General features: G+C 61.9%; 17 protein-coding genes and 1 rRNA gene. 11 read left to right on the top strand and 7 right to left on the bottom strand.

Features of this window, described 5'->3' with window-relative positions; genetic code table 11:
* The 7 genes from rrf to ACP7B3_RS21765 form a co-directional block, all read left to right on the top strand.
* Positions 1-109 (top strand): 5S ribosomal RNA (gene rrf, locus ACP7B3_RS21795); the annotation flags it as partial.
* Positions 110-274: 165 nt separating this feature from the next.
* On the top strand, positions 275-3,724 hold the full coding sequence (gene recC / locus ACP7B3_RS21790; RefSeq protein WP_426180724.1) for an exodeoxyribonuclease V subunit gamma: 3,450 nt from the start codon (positions 275-277) through the stop codon (positions 3,722-3,724).
* Positions 3,721-7,395 carry an exodeoxyribonuclease V subunit beta gene (gene recB, locus ACP7B3_RS21785; protein ID WP_426180722.1) on the top strand — a complete coding sequence of 1,225 codons (3,675 nt, stop codon included), beginning with the start codon at positions 3,721-3,723 and terminating at the stop codon, positions 7,393-7,395. Before recC ends, recB begins: the two co-directional genes overlap by 4 nt.
* Positions 7,392-9,461, top strand: a complete 2,070-nt coding sequence (gene recD, locus ACP7B3_RS21780; RefSeq protein WP_426180720.1) for an exodeoxyribonuclease V subunit alpha — start codon at positions 7,392-7,394, stop codon at positions 9,459-9,461. Before recB ends, recD begins: the two co-directional genes overlap by 4 nt.
* Positions 9,462-9,602: 141 nt before the next feature.
* The gene (locus tag ACP7B3_RS21775; RefSeq protein WP_106578168.1) at positions 9,603-10,169 is read left to right on the top strand and encodes a YfiR family protein; all 567 of its coding nucleotides are present in this window, start codon (positions 9,603-9,605) and stop codon (positions 10,167-10,169) included.
* Positions 10,166-11,428, top strand: a complete 1,263-nt coding sequence (locus ACP7B3_RS21770) for a diguanylate cyclase domain-containing protein (protein WP_426180718.1) — start codon at positions 10,166-10,168, stop codon at positions 11,426-11,428. The genes ACP7B3_RS21775 and ACP7B3_RS21770 overlap by 4 nt, the downstream gene beginning before the upstream one ends.
* Positions 11,429-11,432: 4 nt before the next feature.
* Positions 11,433-11,924 (top strand): OmpA family protein, encoded by a 492-nt coding sequence (locus ACP7B3_RS21765; protein WP_145164391.1) that lies wholly within the window; start codon positions 11,433-11,435, stop codon positions 11,922-11,924.
* Between the two features lie 1,090 nt (positions 11,925-13,014).
* On the opposite strand, the gene ACP7B3_RS21760 is transcribed toward ACP7B3_RS21765, so the two are convergent.
* Positions 13,015-13,305, bottom strand: a complete 291-nt coding sequence (locus tag ACP7B3_RS21760; protein WP_145164389.1) for a DUF3077 domain-containing protein — start codon at positions 13,303-13,305, stop codon at positions 13,015-13,017.
* 327 nt (positions 13,306-13,632) lie between these two features.
* Positions 13,633-14,580, bottom strand: a complete 948-nt coding sequence (locus tag ACP7B3_RS21755; RefSeq protein WP_426180715.1) for a LysR family transcriptional regulator — start codon at positions 14,578-14,580, stop codon at positions 13,633-13,635.
* A gap of 129 nt (positions 14,581-14,709) precedes the next feature.
* Here ACP7B3_RS21755 and ACP7B3_RS21750 point away from each other — a divergent pair, with 129 nt between their 5' ends.
* Positions 14,710-16,227, top strand: coding sequence for a CoA-acylating methylmalonate-semialdehyde dehydrogenase (locus tag ACP7B3_RS21750; protein WP_083356770.1), 1,518 nt, complete (start codon positions 14,710-14,712; stop codon positions 16,225-16,227).
* Between the two features lie 14 nt (positions 16,228-16,241).
* Entirely contained in the window at positions 16,242-17,129 is an 888-nt protein-coding gene (gene mmsB / locus ACP7B3_RS21745) for a 3-hydroxyisobutyrate dehydrogenase (protein WP_404484976.1), read from the top strand.
* A 251-nt stretch (positions 17,130-17,380) separates the two neighbouring features.
* Here mmsB and ACP7B3_RS21740 read toward each other — a convergent pair whose 3' ends face one another.
* Positions 17,381-17,725, bottom strand: coding sequence for a cupin domain-containing protein (locus ACP7B3_RS21740; RefSeq protein WP_003230905.1), 345 nt, complete (start codon positions 17,723-17,725; stop codon positions 17,381-17,383).
* 386 nt (positions 17,726-18,111) lie between these two features.
* On the opposite strand from ACP7B3_RS21740, the gene kynB reads away from it, so the two are divergent.
* Both kynB and kynA read left to right on the top strand, forming a co-directional pair.
* Positions 18,112-18,762, top strand: a complete 651-nt coding sequence (gene kynB / locus ACP7B3_RS21735) for an arylformamidase (protein WP_262208901.1) — start codon at positions 18,112-18,114, stop codon at positions 18,760-18,762.
* Entirely contained in the window at positions 18,759-19,616 is an 858-nt protein-coding gene (kynA, locus tag ACP7B3_RS21730) for a tryptophan 2,3-dioxygenase (protein ID WP_242201155.1), read from the top strand. Before kynB ends, kynA begins: the two co-directional genes overlap by 4 nt.
* 142 nt (positions 19,617-19,758) lie before the next feature.
* Here kynA and ACP7B3_RS21725 read toward each other — a convergent pair whose 3' ends face one another.
* From ACP7B3_RS21725 to antA, 4 genes are all read right to left on the bottom strand, one after another.
* The gene (locus tag ACP7B3_RS21725) at positions 19,759-21,162 is read right to left on the bottom strand and encodes an amino acid permease (RefSeq protein WP_145164377.1); all 1,404 of its coding nucleotides are present in this window, start codon (positions 21,160-21,162) and stop codon (positions 19,759-19,761) included.
* A 71-nt stretch (positions 21,163-21,233) separates the two neighbouring features.
* Positions 21,234-22,241, bottom strand: coding sequence for an anthranilate 1,2-dioxygenase electron transfer component AntC (gene antC / locus ACP7B3_RS21720; protein ID WP_426180711.1), 1,008 nt, complete (start codon positions 22,239-22,241; stop codon positions 21,234-21,236).
* A 281-nt stretch (positions 22,242-22,522) separates the two neighbouring features.
* Positions 22,523-23,014 carry an anthranilate 1,2-dioxygenase small subunit gene (gene antB, locus ACP7B3_RS21715; protein WP_124418464.1) on the bottom strand — a complete coding sequence of 164 codons (492 nt, stop codon included), beginning with the start codon at positions 23,012-23,014 and terminating at the stop codon, positions 22,523-22,525.
* The gene (gene antA / locus ACP7B3_RS21710) at positions 23,014-24,405 is read right to left on the bottom strand and encodes an anthranilate 1,2-dioxygenase large subunit (RefSeq protein WP_426180709.1); all 1,392 of its coding nucleotides are present in this window, start codon (positions 24,403-24,405) and stop codon (positions 23,014-23,016) included. The genes antB and antA overlap by 1 nt, the downstream gene beginning before the upstream one ends.
* Positions 24,406-24,581: the final 176 nt, after the last annotated feature.

Raw genomic sequence — 24,581 nt, 5'->3', positions numbered from 1 at the left:
ACCATAGAGCATTGGAACCACCTGATCCCATCCCGAACTCAGCAGTGAAACGATGCATCGCCGATGGTAGTGTGGGGTTTCCCCATGTGAGAGTAGGTCATCGTCAAGATTAAATTCCAAAGCCCCTGTTTGCTAACGCAAACAGGGGCTTTGTTTTGGGCGGTCGAAAACATTCCAGTCACCCCCGTTCAGTCGGCCTGCCTCACTTGCAGCCTGCGGCCGCCTTCAATGCTAAAGTCGCTGCCTCGATTTTGCTTTTCCCAAGGAAGCCGTTATGCCGGATGCGACGTCCCTCAGCGCTGGATTCATGGTGGTTCACGGCAACCGCCTGGATGAGTTGCGCAGCCTGGTAGTCAGCTGGATGCGCCGCTATCCGCTCGCGCCCTTGGAAAACGAAATCGCCCTGGTACAAAGCAACGGCATCGCCCAATGGCTCAAGTTAGCCCTGGCCGAAGACCCGGAAGACGACGACATGGGTGGCTGCGGCATCGCTGCGGCAATCGACGTGCAACTGCCCGGCAGCTTCATGTGGCAGCTCTATCGCATGGTCCTGGGCCGTGACGAAATCCCGCCCAAGTCCCTGCTCGATAAAGCGCCTCTGACGTGGCGCCTGATGCGCCTGCTCCCTGAACTCATCGATCAACCGCACTTCGAGCCGCTGCAGCGCTTCCTTACCCACGACACCGACCTGCGCAAACGCTATCAACTGGCTGAACGCCTGGCCGACCTGTTCGACCAATACCAGGTCTACCGTGCCGACTGGCTGGAAGACTGGGCTGCTGGCCGCCACCAATTGCGCAACGGGCGAGGCGAATCCAAGCCCCTTAATCCCGCAAACTGCTGGCAGGCCGAATTGTGGCGTGCATTGCTGGTCGATGTCGGTGAAGAAGGCATGGCCGAAAGCCGCGCCGGTGTGCACCAGCGCTTTATTGAACGCATCAATACCCTTGAACAGGCGCCCGCAGGCTTACCATCCCGAGTGATCGTTTTCGGCATTTCCTCACTGCCTGCGCAAGCCCTTGAGGCGCTCGCCGGCTTAGCGAGGTTCAGCCAAGTCCTGCTCTGCGTGCACAACCCTTGCCGTCATCACTGGTCCGACATCGTTGCCGACAAGGACCTGCTGCGTAATGAATACAAACGCCAAGCGCGCAAAGCCGGCATGCCGGTCACCATCGATCCACAAACCCTGCACCAGCACGCCCACCCGCTGCTGGCCGCTTGGGGCAAACAGGGCCGTGACTACATCAGCCTGCTGGACAGTTACGACGACCCCAACAGCTACCGCGCCGCCTTCCGTGATGGTCGCATCGACCTGTTCAGCGACAGCGAACCCACCACGCTGCTCAACCAACTGCAGGACGACATCCTCGAACTGCGCCCGCTCAACGAAACGCGCGAGCTATGGCCGGCCGTCGATCTAGATAACGACAGCTCCATCCGCTTCCACATCGCCCACAGCGCACAACGCGAAGTGGAAATTCTCCACGACCAATTGCTCCAACGTTTCAGTGCCGACCCGACGCTGCGCCCGCGCGACATTATCGTCATGGTCCCAGACGTTGACAGCTACGCGCCGCACATTCGGGCCGTGTTTGGTCAACTTGAGCGAAGCGACCCACGCTTCATTCCCTTCACCCTTACCGACCAAGGCCAACGTGGCCGCGACCCTCTGCTGATCGCCGTCGAACACTTGCTAAAACTCCCGGACAGCCGCTTCCCCGTCAGCGAAATCCTCGACCTGCTCGACGTTCCCGCCTTGCGTGAACGTTTTGCCATCAAGGAGCGCGACCTGCCGACGCTGCACCGCTGGATCGAAGGGGCCGGCATCCGTTGGGGCCTCAATGCCGAGCAACGCGCCGGGCTCGGCCTGCCGCATGAACTGGAACAAAACAGCTGGCGATTCGGCTTGCGCCGCATGCTGTTGGGTTACGCCGTCGGCACCGGCGTCGCCTGCGATGGCATCGAACCCTACGATGAAATCGGCGGCCTCGACGCGGCCCTGATCGGCCCGTTGGTCTCCTTGCTCGATGCGCTAAACGACGCCCATCAGGCTTTGTCTCAACCGGCAGCGCCCCGCGAGTGGGGTGAACGCCTGCAACGCCTGATGCAACTGTTCTTCCTGCCCAGCAGCGAACACGACGACTACCTCTTAGGCCAACTCGAACAACTGAGAGAAGAATGGCTGGAAACCTGTGAGTCCGTCGGCCTGCAGGACGAGTTACCCCTCACCGTAGTCCGCGAGGCCTGGTTGGCCGGCCTGGACCAGGGCCGCCTGTCCCAGCGCTTCCTCGCCGGAGCTGTCAATTTTTGCACCCTGATGCCCATGCGCGCCATCCCGTTCAAACTCGTCTGCCTGCTCGGCATGAACGACGGCGACTACCCGCGCGCGCAACCGCCGTTGGACTTCGACCTGATGGGCAGCGACTACCGCCCCGGCGACCGTTCACGCCGCGAGGACGATCGCTACCTGCTGCTCGAAGCCCTGCTGTCCGCCCGCGACCAGCTCTACATCAGTTGGGTCGGCCGCAGCATCCGCGACAACAGCGACCGGCCGGCCTCGGTACTGATCGGCCAACTGCGTGACCATATCGCCAGCGGCTGGCATAACGCACACCAGCAAGAACTGCTGGAAGCAATGACCCAGGAGCACCCGCTCCAACCCTTCAGTGCGCGCTATTTCCATGAAGGCGACGCGCTCTTCAGCTACGCCCGCGAGTGGCAGTTGCTTCACGAGGCCGCCGACGTTCCAGTTAAAGAACACGAACTGGCAGAGCACCAACAAGAAGAACCCCTGAGCCTCGGCCAGTTGCAGGATTTCCTGCGCAACCCGGTCAAACATTTCTTCAGTCAACGTCTGAAAGTGTTCTTCGAGGCCGCCGAAGTGCCGCTCGCCGATGAAGAACCCTTCGTGCTCGACGCGCTGCAACGCTATAGCCTCAGCGACAGCCTGCTGAACGCCGCACTGACCCAGCCCGATCACGTGGATCAAGCACTCAACGCCCAGGCCCTGCGCCTGCAGGGCAGCGGCCTGCTGCCCATGGTGGGTTTCGGCGAGTGCCTGCGTAACGAACTGATCGAGCCGTTGCCCGATTTGCTGCAACGCTACCAACACTTATTGGCACTGTGGCCCACGCCACAAACCACCGCCGAGCCGATCAGTTTTGAGCATCATGGCATCCAGTTGGAAGGCTGGATCAGCGGCCTGCACCGACGCAGTGATGGCGGCTTGCTCAGCGTGACCACCATTCCCAACAGCATCGGTTCGATCAAAACGCGTAAATGGCACCGTCTGATTCGCCCATGGGTCAATCACGTGGTGGCGTGCGCCTGCGGCCTGCCACTCAGCACCGGTTTGGTGGCGAGTGACGACACCTTGTTACTCGCCCCGCTGGATCAATCCAATGCCCGGGAAATCCTTGGCAACCTGCTGTTGGCCTGGCACACCGGCATGCGCAAACCGCTCCCGGTAGCCGTCAAAACCGCCTTCGCCTGGCTCGGCCAAACCGATCCCGCCAAAGCCCTGGCCGCCGCGAGCAAAGCCTATGAAGGCGACGGCCTGACCACCGACGGTGAGCGCCGCGAAACCCCTGCACTCACCCGCCAATTCCCCGACTTCGTCACGCTCATCGCCAGCGAAGAGTTCGAAGGCTGGGCCGAAACCCTATATCGCCCATTGCTCAACGCACCCTGGCGATCGCTCAGCAGTGAGGAGGCCAGCGCATGATGGGTCAACCTTTAGCCCTGGCCTTCCCGTTAAAAGGCAGCCAGCTGATTGAAGCCAGCGCCGGCACCGGCAAGACCTTCACCATTTCCGCGCTGTACCTGCGCCTGGTGCTTGGCCACGGCGGTGACGAAGCCGGCTTTGGCCGCGAGTTACTGCCGCCGCAAATTCTGGTGGTGACCTTCACCGATGCCGCCACCAAAGAGCTGCGCGAACGCATCCGCATTCGCCTGGCTGAAGCCGCACGGTTCTTCCGCGACGAAATCGAGCAGCCGGATGCATTGATCGCCGACCTGCGCGACCAATATCTTCCCGAACAATGGCCCGCCTGCGCCAATCGCCTGGACATCGCCGCGCAATGGATGGATGAGGCCGCCGTCTCGACCATCCACAGTTGGTGCCAGCGCATGCTGCGCGAACACGCGTTCGACAGCGGCAGCCTGTTCACCCAAACCCTGGAAACCGACCACAGCGACCTGCTCGGCGAAGTGCTGCGTGACTACTGGCGGCTGTTTTGCTACCCGATGCACGACGACGCACTTAACTGGGTGCGCAAAAACTGGAGCGGCCCCGCGGCCCTGATGCCCCGCGTGCGGGCGCTGTTCGGCAGCGAACGGCCCACTGGCGAAAGCCGTGAGCCCGCCGAGCTGATCAACGCTTGCCTGCAAGAGCGCCGCGAAGCCTTGGTAAGCCTCAAGGCGCCGTGGCAGCAATGGGCCGCCGAACTGCGTGATATCTGCCTGCAAGCCGTGGCCGCGAAAGCCGTCGACGGCCGCAAGATGCAGGCGCGTTACTTCGAGCCCTGGTTTGAAAAAATCAGTGCCTGGGCGGCTGACGAAACCCTCGAACAACTGGACATCGGCACCGGCTTCACGCGCCTGACGCCCGACGGTATGGCCGAAGCCTGGAAGGGCGAGCCGCCGAATCACCCCGGCATCGACGCCATGGCCACTCTCAAAGCCAGCCTCGACGCGTTGCCAACACCCGACGCCGCCGTGCTGCAACACGCCGCCGGCTGGGTGGGTAAACGCTTCGAAGAAGAAAAACGCCGTCGCGCCGAAATGGGCTTCGACGACATGCTGATCCGCCTCAACGCCGCCCTGCAGGCCGACGGGGGCGAGCGTCTTGCCAGTGTGATCCGCGAGCAATTCCCGGTCGCCTTGATCGACGAATTCCAGGACACCGACCCGGTGCAATACAGCATCTTCGACAGCATCTACCGCATCGAAGAAAACCACCTCGACAGCGGCCTGTTCCTGATCGGCGACCCCAAGCAGGCGATCTATGCCTTTCGTGGCGCCGATATCTACACCTACCTGCGCGCCCGTCAGTCCACCACCGGCCGCCACCACACCTTGGGCACCAACTTCCGCTCCAGCCACGCAATGGTCGAGGCGGTGAACCACGTGTTCCAGCGCGCCGAAAGCGGCCGGGGGGCTTTCCTGTTCCGCGAGCCGAACGGCGACAACCCGGTGCCGTTCCACTCGGTGCTGTCCCAGGGCCGCAGGGAGCAACTGCAAGTCGATGGCCACACGTTGCCGGCGATGAACCTCTGGCACCTGCCCACCGATCAGCCGATTTCCAACGCGGTGTATCGCCAGCAACTGGCGGCTGCCTGCGCCACGCAAATCGTCGCGTTGCTCAATGGCGGCCAGCAAGGTACCGCCGGTTTCCTACAGGCGGACTCCAGCTTCAGCGGCGTACTTCCGTCAGACATCGCCATCCTGGTACGTGACGGCAAGGAGGCCCAAGCCGTGCGCGCCGAATTGGCCGCTCGGGGCGTGCGCAGCGTGTACCTGTCTGACAAAGACTCGGTCTTCGCCGCTCAGGAAGCCCACGACCTGCTCGCCTGGCTCAAGGCCTGCGCAGAGCCCGACGTCGAGCGCCCGCTGCGTGCCGCGCTGGCCTGCGTGACCTTGAACCTGTCACTGCCGGAACTGGAGCGTCTGAATCAGGACGAACTGGCGTGGGAAACCCGCGTGATGCAGTTCCGTGGCTACCGCGCGATCTGGCGCACCCAAGGCGTGCTGCCGATGCTGCGGCGCCTGCTGCATGATTTCAAACTGCCGCAAACCTTGATCGCGCGCAGCGACGGCGAACGCGTGCTGACCAACCTGTTGCACCTCAGCGAGTTGCTGCAGCAGGCCGCGTCGGAGCTGGACGGCGAGCAAGCGCTGATCCGTCATCTGGCTGAACACCTCGCGCTGTCGGGGCAGGCCGGTGAAGAGCAGATTCTGCGCCTGGAAAGCGATGAGCAATTGGTCAAGGTAGTGACCATCCATAAATCCAAAGGCCTGGAATACGACCTGGTCTTCCTGCCGTTCATCTGCTCGGCCAAGCCCGTGGATGGCAGCCGCCTGCCGCTGCATTACCACGACGAACAGGGCAAATCGCACGTCAGCCTGCGGCCCACCGCCGAGTTGATTGCTCAGGCCGATGATGAGCGCCTCGCCGAAGACCTGCGGTTGTTCTACGTCGCGCTCACGCGCGCCAAGCACGCATGCTGGCTGGGCATCGCCGACCTCAAGCGCGGCAATAACAGCAGCTCGGTCCTGCACCTGTCAGCGCTGGGCTATCTGCTCGGCGCCGGTGCGTCGCTGGGCGAGTCTGCCGGCCTGGCGCGCTGGTTGCTGGATTTACAGCAAGGCTGCGCCGCGATCCACTACGCCCATGTCCCGGACGCGCAAGACGCGCTGTTCCACCCGCCGCGCAACGCAGCCACGTTGCTCGCGCCGTTGCTGCCCAAGCGCAAGGCCGCCGAAAACTGGTGGATCGCCTCTTACAGCGCATTGCGCATCGGCGACAGCATGAGCGCCGCGCCCCTCGAAGCTCCGGAGAGCCCACAAGCCCAGAAGCTGTTTGACGACGAGCGTCTCGACCCCGACGCACCGCGTGAAGTGGCGGCGTCTGGTGGCGACATACACCGTTTCCCACGCGGACCAAACCCCGGCACCTTCCTTCATGGCTTGTTGGAATGGGCGGGCGAGGAGGGTTTCAACGTCACCCCCGAGGCCATCGAAAAAGCCGTGGGCGCGCGCTGTAACCGGCGCAATTGGGAAGGCTGGATCGTCACCCTCAGCGCTTGGCTGGGCCACCTGCTGCAAACGCCGCTGCCGGTGGATAACGATCAGGTCACCCTGAGCAGCCTGCAGCAGTATCAGATCGAGATGGAGTTCTGGTTCGCCAGCCACAAAGTCGATGTGCTGGCCCTCGACAAACTGGTGTGCCAGTACACCCACAACGGCGTGTCCCGCGTCGCCGCCGAACCGGTGCTGCTCAACGGCATGTTCAAAGGCTTTATCGACCTGACCTTCGAACACGACGGCCGCTACTACGTGGCCGACTACAAATCCAATTGGCTCGGCCCTGACGATTCGGCCTACACCTTAGAGGCCATGGAACACTCGATCCTCGAGCATCGGTACGACCTGCAATACGTGCTTTACCTGCTGGCCCTGCACCGCCAGCTGAAGGCGCGCCTGCCCGAGTATGACTACGACCGCCACGTCGGCGGTGCGCTTTACGTGTTCCTGCGCGGCACTGAGTCGGTGAGCAAAGGCGCGTATTTCACCCAGCCGCCACGTGAACTGATCGAAGGCTTGGACGCGTTGTTCCAGGGCAAACCCATACCGCCCAAGGTTGAGCCCGCCTGGGAACAAGGAGTGCTGCTATGAGCCTGTCGCCGTTACCGCTTGAGGCGCTGATGCCGCTCAACCGCGCCGCCGACCTGCTGCAACTGCTCGAACGCTGGGTTGACCGGGGCTGGCTGCGCGCGTTGGACAAGGCGTTTGTCGGCTTCCTGCACGAACTTGATCCGCAGGCCGACCCTCTGGTGTTGCTGGCCGCGGCGTTAACCAGCCACCAGTTGGGCCATGGCCATGTGTGCCTCGACCTGTTCGAAACCCTCAAGGCGCCGGATTTCGCCCTGTCGCTGCCGCCCGAAGGCGACCTGCAAACCGGCGCAATGCTGCTGCCGTCGCAGTTGCTCGACGGCCTCGACGGTGCCCACTGGTGTCACGCGCTGGCGGCCAGCCAATTGGTCGCCCTGGCGGTTGATGGCAGCGAAGTCGCGCAGAGCCGCCCGTTGGTCTTGTCCGGCAAACGCCTTTACCTGCGCCGCTACTGGACCTACGAACGGCGCATCGACACAGCCTTGCGCCTGCGCCTGGCCACCCAGGAAAGCGTCGCCGCCGATTTGCCGCAACGCCTCAACAGCCTCTTCAAGCAACCGCCGCCCGACGGCGTGATCGACTGGCAAAAGCTCGCCTGCGCCTTGGCCACGCGCGGTGCTTTCAGCATCGTCACCGGCGGCCCCGGCACCGGCAAGACCACCACCGTGGTGCGCCTGCTCGCGCTGTTGCAGGCGCCGGCCGTGGAAGCCGGCAGCCCGTTGCGCATCCGCCTGGCTGCGCCCACCGGCAAAGCTGCCGCACGCCTTACCGAATCCATCAGCCAGCAAGTGCAGTCGTTGACCGTGCCCGACAGCGTGCGGGAAAAAATCCCCACAGAGGTCACCACCGTTCACCGCTTGCTGGGCAGTCGCCCGGGCACGCGGCACTTCCGCCATCACATCGGCAACCCATTGCCCCTGGATGTGCTGGTGGTGGACGAAGCCTCAATGATCGACCTGGAAATGATGGCCAACTTGCTGGACGCCTTGCCGCCCCACGCGCGCTTGGTGTTGCTGGGTGACAAGGACCAACTTGCCTCGGTCGAGGCCGGCGCCGTACTGGGCGATTTATGCCGCGACGCTGAAGCCGGCTGGTACAGCCCCGACACGCGCCAATGGCTGCAGGCGGTCAGTGGCGAAGACCTCAGCGCCAGTGGTCTTCACGAAGACCTCGACGGCAGCCATCCGCTGGCTCAACAAGTGGTGATGCTGCGCTATTCGCGACGTTTTGGTGAAGGCAGCGGCATCGGCCAATTGGCACGCTGGGTCAACCAGCAAAATGCCGAAGAGGCGCGCCAACTGCTCGCCGCGCGCAGCCACGATGACCTGTTCTGCCTCAGCCTCAAGGGCGAGCATGACCACGCCCTCGAGCGGCTGATATTGGACGGGCAGGGCGGCGACGCCCAGGGCTATCGTTATTACCTCAACTTGCTGCAAAGCGCGCGCCCGGCCCTCGACACCCCGCGCGAAGACCTCGCCTGGACGCACTGGGCGCAGCAACTGTTGCAAGCCTTCGACGCCTTCCAGTTGCTCTGCGCTGTGCGCAAAGGCCCGTGGGGCGTAGAAGGGCTGAACCTGCGCATCACCGCGGCCTTGCGCAAAGTGCGGCTGATCGAGGGGGACGAGCAATGGTACGAAGGCCGCCCGGTGCTGATGACCCGAAACGATTACGGCCTGGGCCTGATGAACGGCGACATCGGCATCGCGCTCAAACTGCCCGAAAGCGACGGCGGCCCCCACGTGCTGCGCGTGGCTTTCCCACGTAACGATGGCCAAGGCGGTGTGCGTTTTGTACTGCCCAGCCGTCTGAACGATGTGGAAACCGTGTACGCCATGACCGTGCACAAGTCCCAGGGCTCGGAATTTACCCACACCGCGCTGATCCTGCCGGATGCGCTGAACCCGGTGCTGACCAAAGAACTGATCTACACCGGTATCACCCGCGCCAAGCGCTGGTTCAGCCTGATCGAACCGCGTGGCGGCGTGTTTGAAGAAGCCGTGCGGCGCAAGGTCAAGCGTTTGAGCGGGTTGATGCTGGAATTGGACGTACCGGCTGGAGAAACTGACTGATTGGTCATTAAATACTTCTGATTCAGTCGTCTGAATTTTCTGAAAAAATAGCGAACTTCGCGAAGGCCCGGCTTCGCGGGGTCTTCCGCCGCTGTGCTATCGTTGCGGCATCACCCTGAAAAAACTGAAGAGAATCGCTGCATGAACGTGGCTGTCTCGCCCACAGAGCGCAGTTTGAGCTGGAGACGCATGTTACTGGTGGCACTTCTGTGCGTGCTCGCCCCGCGAGCATTTGCCCAGGCCCCCGGCCCGGCAGACCAGCGCGCCCAGGCGGTGACGCAAGTGGTGCTCGGCATCCTCAGCTATGCACGCTGGCCGGTGGAGCCTGCGCAACTGCGCTTGTGCATCGTCGGCCCCACCCAATACACCGACGATCTGGTCAAAGGCACCACCCAGGCGACCGGCCGTCCGGTGGTGGTGCAGCGTTTGCTCGCCGATCATCCTGATATCGTCAGTGCCTGCGACGCCGTGTACATCGGCAAACTCAGCGCCGATGAACGCTCGCGGTTGTTTACCTCACTGATCGGCCACCCGGTGCTGAGCATCAGCGAAGGCGGCGACCAATGCACCGTGGGCAGCCTGTTCTGCCTGCGCGTGGGCGATGAGCAAGTGTCATTTGAGGTCAACCTGGACTCCGTCGCCCGCAGCGGCGTGCGCATTCACCCCAGCGTGTTGCAGTTGTCCCGCCGTCGAGCGCCTGCGTCATGAGAACCCCGAAAGCACGGCCGACCTTGCGTTCCGTCATCGGCCGTGGGCATTTGATCCTGGCGTTGGTGGCGGTGACCCTGGCCAGTGTGTCCTTGACCCTGCTCGGCGTGCTGGCGCTGCGCGTGTATGCCGAGCACAACCTGCACCTGATCGCGCGCTCGATCAATTACACCGTGGAAGCGGCGGTGGTGTTCAACGACAGCGCCGCCGCCACTGAAGCACTCAGCCTGATTGCCTCCACCGAAGAAGTGGCCCAGGCCGAAGTCTTCGATGCCAGCGGCAAGCTGCTGGCGCAATGGGAGCGGCCGGAAACCGGCATGCTGTCCCAGGTCGAACTGGCGCTGGCGCATGCCTTGCTCGAACAGCCCATCAGCCAGCCGATCCTGCACCAGGGGCAAACCGTGGGCAGCATTCACGTGGTCGGCCACGGCGGTAGCCTGCTGCGCTTTCTGCTCAGCGGCCTGGCCGGCATCGTGATTTGCACCGCCCTCAGCGCCTGGGTGGCGTTGTACTTGGCGCGGCGCCTGCTGCAAGGCATCACCAAACCGTTGCAAAGCCTGGCCGCGGTGGCCCATGCCGCCCGCAGCGAGCGAGACTTTGACCGACGCGTGCCACCGGCGCAGATCGCCGAACTCGACAACCTGGGCAGCGACTTCAACGCCCTGCTCGGCGAGATGGAAGCCTGGCAAAGCCACCTGCAAAGTGAAAACGAAACCCTCGCTCACCAGGCCAGCCACGACAGCCTGACCGGCTTGCCCAACCGCGCGTATTTCGAAGGCCGGCTGATCCGCGCGCTGCGCAGCGCCGCCAAGGTCAATGAACGGGTCGCCGTGTTGTTTCTCGACAGCGACCGTTTCAAAGACATCAATGACAACTTCGGCCACGCCGCCGGCGATGCGGTGCTGGTGGCCGTCGCCGAGCGGGTGCGCGCGCAGTTGCGTGAAGATGACCTGGTGGCGCGCCTGGGCGGTGATGAGTTCGCGGTGCTGCTGGCGCCACTGCATAAAGCGGAGGATGCTCAGCGTATCGCCGACAAGATCATTGCCAGCATGGACACGCCGATCCCGGTGCCCGGCAACACCGAGGTGTTGACCTCCCTCAGTATCGGCATTGCCATCTACCCCGATCATGGCGCCACTCCCGGCACCTTGCTCAATGCCGCCGATGCGGCGATGTACCAGGCCAAACGCTTGTCCCAGGGCGGCCAGCAAACGGCGGATTCGGAGCCCACCGCCGCAAACGTTACCGACAGGAGTTGATCCCTTGTTCTCGACCGCGCGTTTCATGTTTATCACGTTACTGGTGGCATTCCTTGCCCTTGGCGGCTGCCAGACGGCCCCACCCAAAGGCCTGACACCGGCGCAAATCGCAGTCCTCAAACAGCAGGGTTTTGAACTGACTGACGAAGGATGGGCGTTTGGCCTCTCGGGCAAAGTGCTGTTTGGCAGCGACGTTGAAAGCCTCAACAAAGCCAGCACCGACATCGTCGAACGCATCGGCAAAGCCCTGGTCGGCGCCGGCATCGACCGCGTACGCGTCGACGGCCACACCGACGCCTCTGGCAAAGAAACCTACAACCAGCAACTGTCCCTGCGCCGCGCCAAAAGCGTGGGCAACGTGCTGACCGGTGTGGGCATGAAGGAAGAAAACATCCAGCTGCGCGGTTTGGGCAGCAGCGAGCCGGTGGCGCCGAACACCACGGTAGCGGGGCGCACCGAAAACCGGCGCGTGTCGATTGTGGTGATCGCGGACTGAGCGGGTTCACCTCTCTCAATCTGAAATGCCATCAAACTGTGGGAGCGGGCTTGCTCGCGAATGCGGTGTATCAGCAGCAAATAATCTGACTGACCCACCGCCATCGCAGGCAAGCCAGCTCCCACATTAATTGGTGCCTGACGCAAAATTTCCCACCCGCCACGGTCCCAACTGTGGGAGCGGGCTTGCTCGCGAATGCGGTGTATCAGCAGCAATTAAGCTGACTGACCCACCGCTATCGCAGGCAAGCCAGCTCCCACACTGATTTGTGCCTGACGCAAAATTTCCCACCCGCGACAGTCCCAACTGTGGGAGCGGGCTTGCCCGCGAATGCGGTGTATCAGCCGCAGATAATCTGGCTGACCCACCGCCATCGCAGGCAAGCCAGCTCCCACATTAATTGGTGCCTGACGCAAAATTTCCCACTCGGCACAGTCCCAACTGTGGGAGCGGGCTTGCTCGCGAATGCGGTGTATCAGCCGCAAATAATCTGGCCGACCCACCGCCATCGCAGGCAAGCCAGCTCCCACACTGATTTGTGCCTGACGCAAAATTTCCCACCCGCCACAGTTCAAAAATGTGGGAGCGGGCTTGCCCGCGAATGCGGTGTATCAGCAGCAAATAATCTGACTGACCCACCGCCATCGCAGGCAAGCCAGCTCCCACACTGATTTGTGCCTGACGCAAAATTCCCACCCGCCACAGTTCAAAAATGTGGGAGCGGGCTTGCCCGCGAATGCGGTGTGTCAGCAGCAAATAATCTGGCCGACCCACCGCCATCGCAGGCAAGCCAGCTCCCACACTGATTTGTGCCCGACCAAAGTTTCCCACTCGCCACAGTCCCAACTGTGGGAGCGGGCTTGCTCGCGAATGCGGTGTATCAGCCGCAGATAATCTGGCTGACCCACCGCCATCGCAGGCAAGCCAGCTCCCACACTGATTTGTGCCTGACTCAAAATTTCCCATCCGCCGCAGTCCAAAATGGGGGAGTGGGCTTGCCCGCGATGGCGGTCGTTCAGGCAATGATGTGTTGGCTGGCCCACTGCATTCGTGAGCAAGCCCGCTCCCACCTTTATGCCGCAGTGTTCGCTTAACTGCCCGGCGTCATCGCCTGCGTCAGGTCATCCACCACGGCCTTGCCCATCTCACACAGGTAATGCGCGGCCCATGCGTATTGCTCGCCGCGCACGTCCATGGCGGCTTCCATCGCGAGTTTCTTGGAGTAAAAAAGCAAGGTGGATGCGTGTTCCAGGGCTTGCTCAATCGGCATGCCGGCGTTGACGCGGAACAGGGGTTTTTGGTTTTCGCCGTAGTCGCCGAACGTGACGACGCCGAGGGTGGTGATGGAGGAAAGCGGTGGATCAGGGACGATTTTTGACATGATGTTTCCCAAATTTGCAGTAGGGGTCACCACGGCATGTCGCTAAACATGAAGAGGTGGCAGCTGTACACGGGTTAGCGAACCGGTAAATTTGGGAACCCGGCAGACCCGAAGGTCTCCCGCGTACAGCCGCCATAAAACGGTAAAGACAGGTAAAACGCCTGGCAATACTTTGGCATCACATCCCCAACTAATCCGAGTCGCTAAACCCGATCGCTGATGTGCAGCGACCCAGGGAGGCTAGTGACCCAAACGGTAAGGCGCAATGGGCTAGAGAGTCTCTAGGAAACGTCCTGCAAATTAAAGCGAATCGTCATTGATGGCCCTTTAATCCGCGAACTTTATCTCCCGCGTTTCCCCCATCAACAACCCGGTGTTCTGCTCCGTCACCTCTCGGATGTAATCCCACAACAACGTAATCCGCTTCAACTTGCGCAAATCCTCCCGGCAATACATCCAGAACTGCCGCGTGATCGAAATCTGCTCCCCCAAAACTGGCAACAGCCGCGGGTCCTGCGCGGCCAAAAAGCACGGCAATATCGCCATCGACCGCCCCTGCTGCGCGGCCACGTACTGCGCGATCACGCTGGTGCTGCGCAAACTCGCGCTGGCGCCCGGCACCACATTCGCCAGGTACAGCAGCTCCGAGCTGAACGCCAAGTCATCCACATAACTGATAAACGGGTGCTCAGCCAAATCCGCCGGCCGCTGGATGGGCGGGTGTTGGTCGAGGTAATCCTGGGTCGCGTACAGCTGCAGTTTGTAGTCGCACAGCTTGCAGCACACATACGGCCCGTGCTCCGGGCGTTCCAGGGCGATGACGATGTCGGCTTCGCGCTTGGACAGGCTGATGAAGTGGGGCAGGGGCAGGATGTCGACCGAGATGGCGGGGTAGGTGTCGACAAAATGGCTGAGCTGCGGCGTAACGAAAAAACTGCCGAAACCCTCGGTGCAGCCCATGCGCACATGGCCGGACAGCGCCACGCCGGAGCCGGACACCTGCTCGCAAGCCATGTGCAGCGTGCTTTCGATGGACTCCGCGTAACCCAGCAAACGCTGGCCTTCGGCGGTGAGCACGAAGCCGTTGGTCCGGGATTTTTCGAACAGCAGCGTGCCGAGCGACACTTCCAGTGAACTGATGCGCCGCGACACAGTGGTGTAGTCCACCGCCAGGCGTTTGGCGGCGACGCTGGCCTTGCGGGTGCGGGCCACTTCGAGGAAAAACTTCAGGTCATCCCAGTTCAGGGAGCCCAAGGACGTGATGTTTTTTTGCATATTGGACCGGCTTTTATGTGCGTTCTTATTAGAGATTTGCACATCTATACTCCAAAAACAGTCCGAACGCCTCATTCCCAAGGCGATTCACGCGCCTTGTCTCTGCATAACTACAAGATTGGAGACCACATGAACGCTTCTGCCGACATTTCCGTGCAACAGGTCAAGTTGCTGATCAACGGTGAATGGGTCGAGTCCAAGACTACCCATTGGCAAGACATCGTTAACCCGGCCACCCAGCAAGTGCTGGCCAAAGTCCCTTTCGCGACCGCCGATGAAGTCAACGCGGCCATCGACGCTGCCCATCAAGCCTTCCAGACCTGGAAGCTGACGCCGATCGGCGCGCGCATGCGCATCATGCTCAAGCTGCAGGCCTTGATCCGTGAACATTCCAAGCGCATCGCTGTAGTCCTCAGTGCCGAGCAAGGTAAGACCATTGCCGATGCCGAAGGCGATATTTTCCGCGGCCTGGAAGTGGTCGAGCACGCGTGCTCCATCGGCACGTTGCAGATGGGCGAATTCGCCGAAAACGTCGCCGGTGGCGTCGACACCTACACCCTGCGCCAACCTATCGGTGTGTGCGCCGGTATTACCCCGTTCAACTTCCCGGCGATGATTCCGCTGTGGATGTTCCCGATGGCGATTGCCTGCGGTAACACCTTTGTACTCAAGCCGTCCGAGCAAGACCCGCTGTCGACCATGTTGCTGGTGGAGCTGGCGCTGGAAGCCGGTGTGCCCGCTGGCGTGCTCAACGTGGTACACGGCGGCAAGGATGTGGTGGATGCGCTGTGCACCCATAAAGACATCAAGGCCGTGTCCTTTGTCGGCTCGACCGCCGTCGGCACTCATGTGTACGACCTGGCTGGTAAACACGGCAAGCGCGTGCAGTCGATGATGGGCGCCAAGAACCACGCCGTGGTGCTGCCGGACGCCAACCGCGAACACACCCTGAATGCCTTGGTCGGTGCCGGTTTTGGCGCAGCGGGCCAGCGTTGCATGGCCACCTCGGTGGTGGTGCTGGTGGGCGCGGCCAAGCAATGGCTGCCGGACCTTAAAGCGCTGGCGCAAAAGCTCAAGGTTAATGCTGGCAGCGAAGCCGGTACGGATGTCGGCCCGGTGATTTCCAAACGCGCCAAGGCGCGCATCCTGGAACTGATCGAAAGCGGCGTGAAAGAAGGCGCCAAGCTGGAGCTGGACGGTCGCGACATCAAGGTGCCGGGCTTCGAGCAAGGCAACTTTGTGGGCCCGACCCTGTTCTCGGGCGTGACCACGGACATGCAGATCTACACCCAGGAAATCTTCGGCCCGGTGCTGGTGGTGCTCGAAGTTGCCACGCTGGATGAAGCCATCGCGCTGGTCAACGCCAACCCGTTCGGTAACGGCACCGGCCTGTTCACCCAAAGTGGGGCGGCGGCGCGTAAGTTCCAGAGCGAAATCGATGTAGGCCAGGTCGGCATCAACATTCCGATTCCGGTGCCAGTGCCGTTCTTCAGCTTCACCGGTTCGCGTGGCTCCAAGCTCGGCGACCTCGGCCCGTACGGCAAGCAAGTGGTGCAGTTCTACACCCAGACCAAAACCGTCACGAGCCGCTGGTTCGACGACGACACGGTCAATGATGGCGTCAACACCACCATCAACCTGCGCTGATTCGGGAGACGACCATGAAGATTGCATTTATCGGCTTGGGCAACATGGGCGCGCCCATGGCCCGCAACCTGATCAAGGCCGGCCACGCGCTGAACCTGTTCGACCTGAACCAGACCGTGCTCAAGGAACTCGCCGAACTGGGCGGCAGCATCAGCGACTCGCCGCGTGACGCAGCCCAAGGCGCTGAGCTGGTGATTACCATGCTGCCGGCGGCGGCCCATGTGCGCAGCGTGTGGCTGAATGAAGACGGGGTTTTGGCCGGCATCGGCAAAGGCGTACCGGCGGTGGATTGCAGCACCATCGACCCGCAAACTGCGCGCGATGTCGCTGCAGCGGCGGCCAAGCAAGGCGTGGTGATGGCCGACGCGCCAGTCTCCGGCGGCACCGGCGGCGCCAGCGCGGGCACGCTGACCTTCATGGTCGGCGCCACCCCGGAGCTGTTCGCCACCCTGCAACCGGTGCTGGCGCAGATGGGCCGCAACATCGTGCATTGCGGCGATGTAGGCACCGGCCAGATCGCCAAAATCTGCAACAACCTGCTGCTCGGGATCAGCATGGTCGGCGTCAGCGAAGCCATGGCCCTGGGCGACGCGCTGGGCATCGACACCCAAGTGCTGGCCGGGATTATCAACAGCTCCACCGGGCGCTGCTGGAGTTCCGACACCTACAACCCCTGGCCGGGCGTGATTGAAACCGCGCCGTCGTCGCGGGGTTACACCGGCGGCTTTGGTGCCGACCTGATGCTCAAGGACCTGGGCCTGGCCACCGAAGCCGCGCGCCAAGCCAAACAACCGGTGATTCTGGGCGCTGTGGCCCAGCAGTTGTATCAATCGATGAGCCAGCGCGGGGAAGGCGGCAAGGACTTCTCGGCGATCATCAACAGCTATCGCAAGCCCCAGTAGAATGCCGAGCCCGCTTGCCTTAGCAAGCGGGCTTTTTATGGCCAACGGGCTTGTTGTGGCTGGCGGACTTGTTATGGCCAACGGGTTTGTTGTGGCGAGCGGGCTTGCCCCGCGTCGGGCTGCGCAGCAGCCCCAATAAAGTCAATGCATTTTCCCAGCCAAACCGCAGTGCCTGGACCAGGGGCCGCTACGCAGCCCAACGCGGGGCAAGCCCGCTCGCCACAAGGAAGAAGTAGTCCGGGTTCAATCGCTCAGGCAAACACAAAATACTTACGCACCGTCTCCACCACTTCCCACGTGCCCTTCATCCCCGGCTCCACCACAAAGATATCCCCAGCCCGCAGGTGGATCGGCTCCATACCTTCTGGGGTGATCACGCAGTAGCCTTCCTGGAAATGGCAGTATTCCCACTTCACGTATTCCACGTACCACTTGCCCGGTGTGCAGATCCAGGTGCCCATGATTTTGCTGCCGTCTTCGCTGGTGTAGGCGTTGAGGTTGACGGTGTGCGGGTCGCCTTCGAGTTTTTCCCATTTGCAGGCATCCAGGACCGGCAGTGGGTGGGTGTCGCGCAGTACGGTGATGGGCTTGGACATGATGGCTCCGAGGCAGGGAAGGGAAAGATGCACCCTAAGGCCTCGGGCGTTGTGCCAGTGGTCTGAACTCGACATCGGGATGCCCAGAAGCGCAGGCGAATGCGATTGCTCTGACACTCATGCAGTTCCTGTGGGAGCGGGCTTGCTCGCGAAAGCGGTGGGTCAGCCCGCACATGTATTGACTGGCACACCGCCTTCGCGAGCAAGCCCGCTCCCACATTGGATCTCCAGTGTTTGAGCTGCTTTGGTCAGACAAAATATTCGGGCGCCAATCCGGCATTTCCTCGCAGTAACTGCGAAAGAATTCCCGCCTGGCGCTGGAATTAGCAAGAAAATGCACGGCTGGCCCTCGTATCATTCACCCCAGAACGAGTGAGAGCCTTCAAATGAACCCAATAAAAACGTGGTGGGATATCAGCCCACCCTTGAGCACGGCGACCCCGACCTGGCCGGGCGATACGCCGTTTCAGGAAGAGCGCGTGTGGCAGTTCGGCCCCGAGTGCCCGGTGAATGTGGGCCGCGTGACTTTCTCGCCGCACACCGGCGCGCATGTGGATGCGCCGCTGCATTACAGCGCTGACGGCGCGCCGATCGGCGACGTGTCGCTGGACGTGTACATGGGCCCGTGCCGGGTGTTGCATTGCCTGGGCAGTGGCGCGCTGGTGCAGCCGCATCAGTTGGAAGGCCGTGTGGATAACTTGCCCGAGCGCGTGCTGCTGCGTACTTATCCACAAGCGCCGCTGACCGAATGGGATTCGAACTTCACCGCCATCGCGCCGCAAACCATCGAACTGCTCGCCAGCCTGGGCGTGCGCCTGATCGGTATCGATACGCCGTCCCTGGACCCGCAACAGTCCAAGACCATGGATTCGCACAACGCCGTGGCCCGCCATGGTATGGCGATTCTCGAAGGCATCGTGCTCGATGACGTGCCGGAGGGCGACTATGAATTGATCGCGCTGCCGCTGCGCTTTGCCAACCTGGACGCGAGCCCGGTGCGCGCCATCCTCCGCCCGCTCAAGGAGCCCACGCGATGAGCCAATGCCCCTTTTCACCTGATTACCAGCCCCCGGAAGAATGGCATAACGCCGAGCTGAATTTTTCCGAGTCCATGAGCTACGGTGACTACCTGGACCTGGGCAAGGTCCTCAGCGCCCAGCACCCGCTGTCGCCCGATCACAACGAAATGCTCTTTATCATCCAGCACCAGACGTCCGAGCTGTGGATGAAACTGATGCTCCACGAACTCAAGGCTGCCCGTGAACACGTGCGTCTGGGCGAGTTGCCGCCGGCGTTCAAGATGCTGGCGCGGGTGTCGCGGATCTTCGATCAACTGGTGCACGCCTGGGCGGTGTTGGCGACCATGACGCCGTCGGAATACAAGGCGATTCGCCCGTTCCTGGGGCAGTCGTCGGGGTTTCAGTCGTTCCAGTACCGCGAGATCGAATTTATCCTCGGCAATAAAAGCGCGGCGCTGTTGCGGCCTCACGCGCACCGGCCGCAGTTGTTGAACGAGTTGAAAGTGGCGATTGCCACGCCGTCGCTGTATGACGAGGCGGTCAACCTGATGGCCAAAGCCGGTTTGGCGATTGACCCCAAACGCGCCGAGCGCGACCCGACGGCGGCCACGGTTCACGATGAGTCGGTGGAAGCGGCCTGGCGTGAGGTGTATCGCGACCCGAGCCGGTATTGGGATTTGTATCAGTTGGCCGAAAAGTTTATCGACCTGGAGGATTCGTTCCGCCAGTGGCGCTTCAGGCATGTGACCACGGTGGAGCGGATCATCGGCTTTCAACCTGGTACGGGCGGCACCGAGGGCGTGGGGTATTTGCGCAAGATGCTCGACACGGTGCTGTTTCCCGAGTTGTGGCGAGTGCGTTCCACGCTATAAAAAAAGCCCCGGAATCCCGGGGCTTTTTCATGACCAATGCAAGCGAATGTGGGAGGGGGCTTGCCCCCAATGGCAGTGGGTCAGGCACTGCATCCGGTGTCTGACCCACCGCCGTCGCGGGCAAGCCCGGCTCCCACAGGGATCATTGTGCATTCGCTAAGGCGCTACCTTTTTTGATCCGCATCCGGTAGGCAATGTAGATAATCCCCACCCACACCGGCATCGCATACACCGACTCACGAATGCCATCGATCGCCAGCATCACGCTGACAATCATCACCATGAACGCCAGGCACAGGTAGTTGCTGAACGGGAACCAGAAGGTCTTGAACGACGGCGTCACGCCTTGCTCGCCCATGGCCTTGCGGAACTTGATGTGAGTGATGCTGATCAGCGCCCAGTTGATCATCAGCGAGGCAACCACCAGCGCGAACAACAACTCCAGGGCGCTCTTGGGCGCGACGTAGTTGACCACCACGCACAGCATCGTCACCAGTGCCGAAATCGCCAGGGCGCGCAGCGGCACGCCTTGCTTGTTGAGCTTCATCAGCGCTTTTGGCGCGTCGCCTTGCTCGGCCAGGCCGAACAGCATGCGGCTGTTGCAGTACACGCCGCTGTTGTACACCGACAGCGCCGCGGTCAGCACCACGAAGTTGAGGATGTGCGCGGCGGTGTCGTTACCAATCAGCGAGAAGATCTGCACAAACGGGCTGCCGCTGTAGGCATCGCCCGACGCGCCGAGGGTTTGCAGCAGTTGGTCCCACGGGTACAGCGACAGCAATACGGTCAGGGCGCCGACGTAGAAAATCAGGATCCGGTACACCACTTGGTTGATGGCTTTGGGGATCACTTTGCGCGGCTCGCTGGCCTCGGCGGCGGTAATGCCCACCAGCTCCAGGCCACCAAACGAGAACATGATAAAGGCCATCGACATCAACAGCCCCATGCCGCCATTGGGGAAGAACCCGCCGTGACTCCACAGGTTGCTCACCGCGGCTTGCGGGCCGCCGGTGCCGCTGAACAGCAGGTAGCAGCCGAGCACGATCATGCCGACAATTGCCACCACCTTGATGATCGCGAACCAGAACTCGGCTTCACCGAAGAACTTCACGTTCAGGGTGTTGATCAGGTTGACCGCGACAAAGAACACCAGCGCGCTGACCCAGGTCGGAATCTCCGGCCACCAGAACTGGATGTACTTGCCCACGGCGGTCAGTTCGGCCATGCCCACCAGCACGTAGAGCACCCAGTAGTTCCAGCCGGCCAGAAAGCCTGCGTAGCCGCCCCAGTATTTGTGTGCGAAGTGGCTGAAGGAGCCGGCCACCGGCTCTTCGACGATCATCTCGCCGAGCTGACGCATGATCAGGAAGGCGATGAAACCGGCGATCGCGTACCCCAGGATCATCGACGGGCCCGCCGACTTGAGCACCCCGGCCGAGCCGAGGAACAACCCCGTGCCAATCGCCCCTCCCAAGGCAATCAGCTGAATATGCCGGTTCTTCAGGCCACGCTTGAGGCCTACCGGGTTAACCATGTCATCCGCCATTAACATTCCCTTCTACTTGTTTTTCTCAGGGTTGATTGCACGCCGCACCCGCCCCTCAAAGTACTGAGGGGTCAGATATTACTCTGCGTAAACTTTTCGTAATACAGCTGAACGCCAACAAGTGCCTGATCCAGCAGCCATTGTTGGATGGATTCGACCATCGGAGGGGGGCCGCACACGTACATATCCGCCGATTGGTCCCGCAATTCGGCCAGGTCGAAATGCTCGGTGAGGTAACCGCGCTTGCCGGGCCACTCGGGCGACGGGTCACTCAGCACTTGGGTGTAGCGAAAACCCGGGAGTTTCGACGCGTAGGCTTCAATGCGTGTTGCTTCGCACAAATCCTCGGCGCCACGTACGCCGTAGTACAGGTGCACCGGTTGCTCGCAGCCGTTGGCCGCCAGTTCATCGAGCATGCCCAGTAACGCCGACAACCCGGTGCCGCCCGCCACCAGCACCAGCGGCTGGGTGACATGCCGCAGGTAAAACGCGCCCAACGGTGCTTCCATCAGCACTTCATCACCGACCTGGCAACGCTCGCGCAGGTAGTTGCTCATGACGCCATCGGGCAGCAGGCGCACCAGAAACTGCAACTGATTGCCCGGCCGGTTGGCGAAGGAGTAAGAGCGCCAGCTGTCGGTGCCGGGCACCGACAGGCGGGCGTATTGGCCCGGCAGGAAGTCCAGCGGCGCCTCCACCTGCACGTGCAACATGGCCGTGCTGGCCGAGACCAACTGCACCGCGCTCACCGTGCCGCGCACCTGCACCGGCCCCGGCGCATTGCACAGGCTCGAATCGAAATCGAAGTAGAACGTTGCATCGGATTTGACCCGCGTTTGGCAGCTGAGCATTTTACGTTGCTGCAGGTCGAGGCTGGAGAGCGCTTCCTCGTCGACATAATCCTGGCTGTAGTCGCCCGACTCGCAACGACCCTGGCAGGTGCCGCACACGCCTTCGCGGCAGTCCAGCGGGATCTTGATGCCGTTGCGCAGGGCCGCGTCCAACAGGATTTCGTTGGCGCCCACCGGGAAAAACAGGGTTTTGCCGTCGGCAAAGCTGAAGGCTACTTTGTGATTCATCCGCATAACTCCGCGTATCTGATGTGATGGCTGACGAGTGAGCTTTTGTGGCGAGCGGGCCTGCTGTGGCGAGCGGGCTTGCTGTGGCGAGCGAGCTTGCCCCGCGTTGGGGCGCGAAGCGGCCCCTGGTGCAGCCACTGCGGTTTGACTGAAGAAATGCGGTGACTTTAAGGGGGGCCGCTTCGCAGCCCAACGCGGGGCAAGCCCGCTCGCCACAACAAGCCCGCTCGCCACAACAAGTCCGCTGGCCACAATGGGCCCGCTCGCCACACCAGGCATGGTCAAAGGTGATAAAAATCCAGCACCGAATTGATGGTGTCGTTGAGCAGCAGGGCGTGCTTGCGGGTGATCAGCCAGCTGTCGCCATGGGCTTTGAGGCTGTAGGTGGCGCTGCCATAGAACTGCTCCGACATGGCCAGCCGATAGAACAGCGTGTGCCAGTTCAACTTCACTTCCAGCAGCCCGCCGGGTTGCTCGGCAATCCGCACGTTATTGATCAGGTGCAAGGTGCGCGGCATTGGCGTGGCCGACGCCGCCTTGCCGGTGCGCAGACGGAACACGCGGTCTTCCAGGCCCGAACGGTTGGCGTAATAGATCAACGACATCTCGCGCTTGGGGTCGCGGGTGTAGACGTGTTCCGAGTCCCATTGCGGCAGGTGGAACTCACTCTGCGGGTCGAACAGCTGCACATAGGCGTCCCAGTCCTGGGCGTCGCACAGCTCGGATTTACGGTAGAAAAACTGCTCGATCTGGTACTGCAATTGCGCATTCATCACTTCACCTCCCGCAGCTTCAGCGCGTGTTGGTCCAGGCCGTTAAGCAGGAAGTGCTGCCAGTTGCGGTGCTGGTTGACGTACAGGCCTTCGTGGGTGAACTCGGTGCCGGTCATCGCCGGTTGGATGCCGATGGCTTCGCTGTTCGGCGTGGGCCCGGTTTCCCAGCGGTGGCTGCCGCGCGAGATATCGCTCCAGCGTTCCAGGCGGCCCTGGAAACCACGCTGGGCTTCGCGAAACTCCACCAGGTCATCGGGTGTGCCCATGCCGGATACGTTGAAGAAATCCTCGAACTGGCGGATACGATTTTCGCGGTCGGCATCCGACTCGTTCTTTACGCCCAGGCACTGGCTGATGATTTCGGTCTTGTTCCACGCTACCGGGCGGATGATGCGCAGCTGCGAGCTGATCTGGTCGAGGAAGAACAGGCTCGGGTAGATGTTCAGGTTGCGCAGGCGGTGCATCATCCACTCGGCCTTCTGCTGGCCGTGCTCTTGCACCAGGCGCGGCATGATGGTGGCGTAGCCGGACCGCACGCTCGGGTTGGGCATGTCGCTGAACAACAGGCTGTGGCCATTGTTGAAGGCGAACCAACCGTCGTCGGTGTTGGCATCGCCCGCGCCGAGTTTGCTGTAGTCCAGCGTGCTGGCGGAGCCGCTGCCGTTTTCGGTGTTCACCTGCTGGCGATGTTGCACCGTGGCCACGTAGTTGTAGTGCACGGTGCTGACGTGATAACCGTCCAGGCCGTTTTCGTTCTGCAGCTTCCAGTTGCCGTCGTAGGTGTAGGCGGATTTGCCCGGCAGCACTTCCAGCTCACCGGTGGCCGACTGCGCGACAATCATGTCGAAGAACACTTTGGCGTCGCCGAGAAAGCCCTCCAGGCTGTCGCGGCCATTCACGTCCAGGCTGATAAACACAAAGCCCTTGTAGCTTTCGATGCGGGCTTTTTTCAGGCCGCGCGTGGCCTTGTCGAAGCCTTCCGGGTATTCCCCCGGCGCCTTGACCTTCACCAGCCGGCCATCGCTCTTGTAGCACCAGGCGTGGAACGGGCAAGTAAAGGTGGATTGGTTGCCTTTGCCGACGCGCGTCAGCGTGGTGCCGCGGTGCTGGCAGGCGTTGATCAGCGCATTCAGTTGGCCTTCGCCATCGCGGGTGATGATCATCGGCTGGCGCCCGGCACGCATCGTCATGAAGTCGTGGTTATGGGCCAGTTCGCTTTCGTGGCAGGCGTAGATCCAGTTTTTTTCGAAGATCAGTTCCATCTCCAGGTCGAACAGTTGCGGCTCGGTGAACATGTCCCGGGCGATGCGGAACACGGCGTCCGCCGGGCGAAAATCCAGGCAGCTTTCGATAAACGTTTTCCACTGCTCGACGCTTCTTGCACCACTCATGGGAGGCACCTTTTTTGATAGGGCTAATCGGTGGTTCATTAGAGGCAGCGCGGCAGGGTGCGGGCTATCCGCTTAATGGGCAGAGATGGGCCGCATAGTTGGGCGCGCATCGTTGGGCAGCAAATACCCAGTTCGGTGCAGCGAGGTGACGCGATGCGCTACTGTCATACCAAGGG

Origin of the sequence: Pseudomonas sp. TWRC1-2 (assembly GCF_049896685.1) — a bacterium.
Taxonomy (GTDB): Bacteria; Pseudomonadota; Gammaproteobacteria; order Pseudomonadales; family Pseudomonadaceae; genus Aquipseudomonas.
The sequence above is the reverse complement of the archived record's forward strand: the minus strand, read 5'-3'. Positions and strand labels throughout refer to the sequence as shown.

Coding starts and splice junctions, on each gene's coding strand:
- recC (WP_426180724.1), top strand. CDS start 275: ATGCCGGATGCGACGTCCCTCAGCGCTGGATTCATGGTGGTTCACGGC.
- recB (WP_426180722.1), top strand. CDS start 3,721: ATGATGGGTCAACCTTTAGCCCTGGCCTTCCCGTTAAAAGGCAGCCAG.
- recD (WP_426180720.1), top strand. CDS start 7,392: ATGAGCCTGTCGCCGTTACCGCTTGAGGCGCTGATGCCGCTCAACCGC.
- ACP7B3_RS21775 (WP_106578168.1), top strand. CDS start 9,603: ATGAACGTGGCTGTCTCGCCCACAGAGCGCAGTTTGAGCTGGAGACGC.
- ACP7B3_RS21770 (WP_426180718.1), top strand. CDS start 10,166: ATGAGAACCCCGAAAGCACGGCCGACCTTGCGTTCCGTCATCGGCCGT.
- ACP7B3_RS21760 (WP_145164389.1), bottom strand. CDS start 13,305: ATGTCAAAAATCGTCCCTGATCCACCGCTTTCCTCCATCACCACCCTC.
- ACP7B3_RS21755 (WP_426180715.1), bottom strand. CDS start 14,580: ATGCAAAAAAACATCACGTCCTTGGGCTCCCTGAACTGGGATGACCTG.
- ACP7B3_RS21750 (WP_083356770.1), top strand. CDS start 14,710: ATGAACGCTTCTGCCGACATTTCCGTGCAACAGGTCAAGTTGCTGATC.
- mmsB (WP_404484976.1), top strand. CDS start 16,242: ATGAAGATTGCATTTATCGGCTTGGGCAACATGGGCGCGCCCATGGCC.
- ACP7B3_RS21740 (WP_003230905.1), bottom strand. CDS start 17,725: ATGTCCAAGCCCATCACCGTACTGCGCGACACCCACCCACTGCCGGTC.
- kynB (WP_262208901.1), top strand. CDS start 18,112: ATGAACCCAATAAAAACGTGGTGGGATATCAGCCCACCCTTGAGCACG.
- kynA (WP_242201155.1), top strand. CDS start 18,759: ATGAGCCAATGCCCCTTTTCACCTGATTACCAGCCCCCGGAAGAATGG.
- ACP7B3_RS21725 (WP_145164377.1), bottom strand. CDS start 21,162: ATGGCGGATGACATGGTTAACCCGGTAGGCCTCAAGCGTGGCCTGAAG.
- antC (WP_426180711.1), bottom strand. CDS start 22,241: ATGAATCACAAAGTAGCCTTCAGCTTTGCCGACGGCAAAACCCTGTTT.
- antB (WP_124418464.1), bottom strand. CDS start 23,014: ATGAATGCGCAATTGCAGTACCAGATCGAGCAGTTTTTCTACCGTAAA.
- antA (WP_426180709.1), bottom strand. CDS start 24,405: ATGAGTGGTGCAAGAAGCGTCGAGCAGTGGAAAACGTTTATCGAAAGC.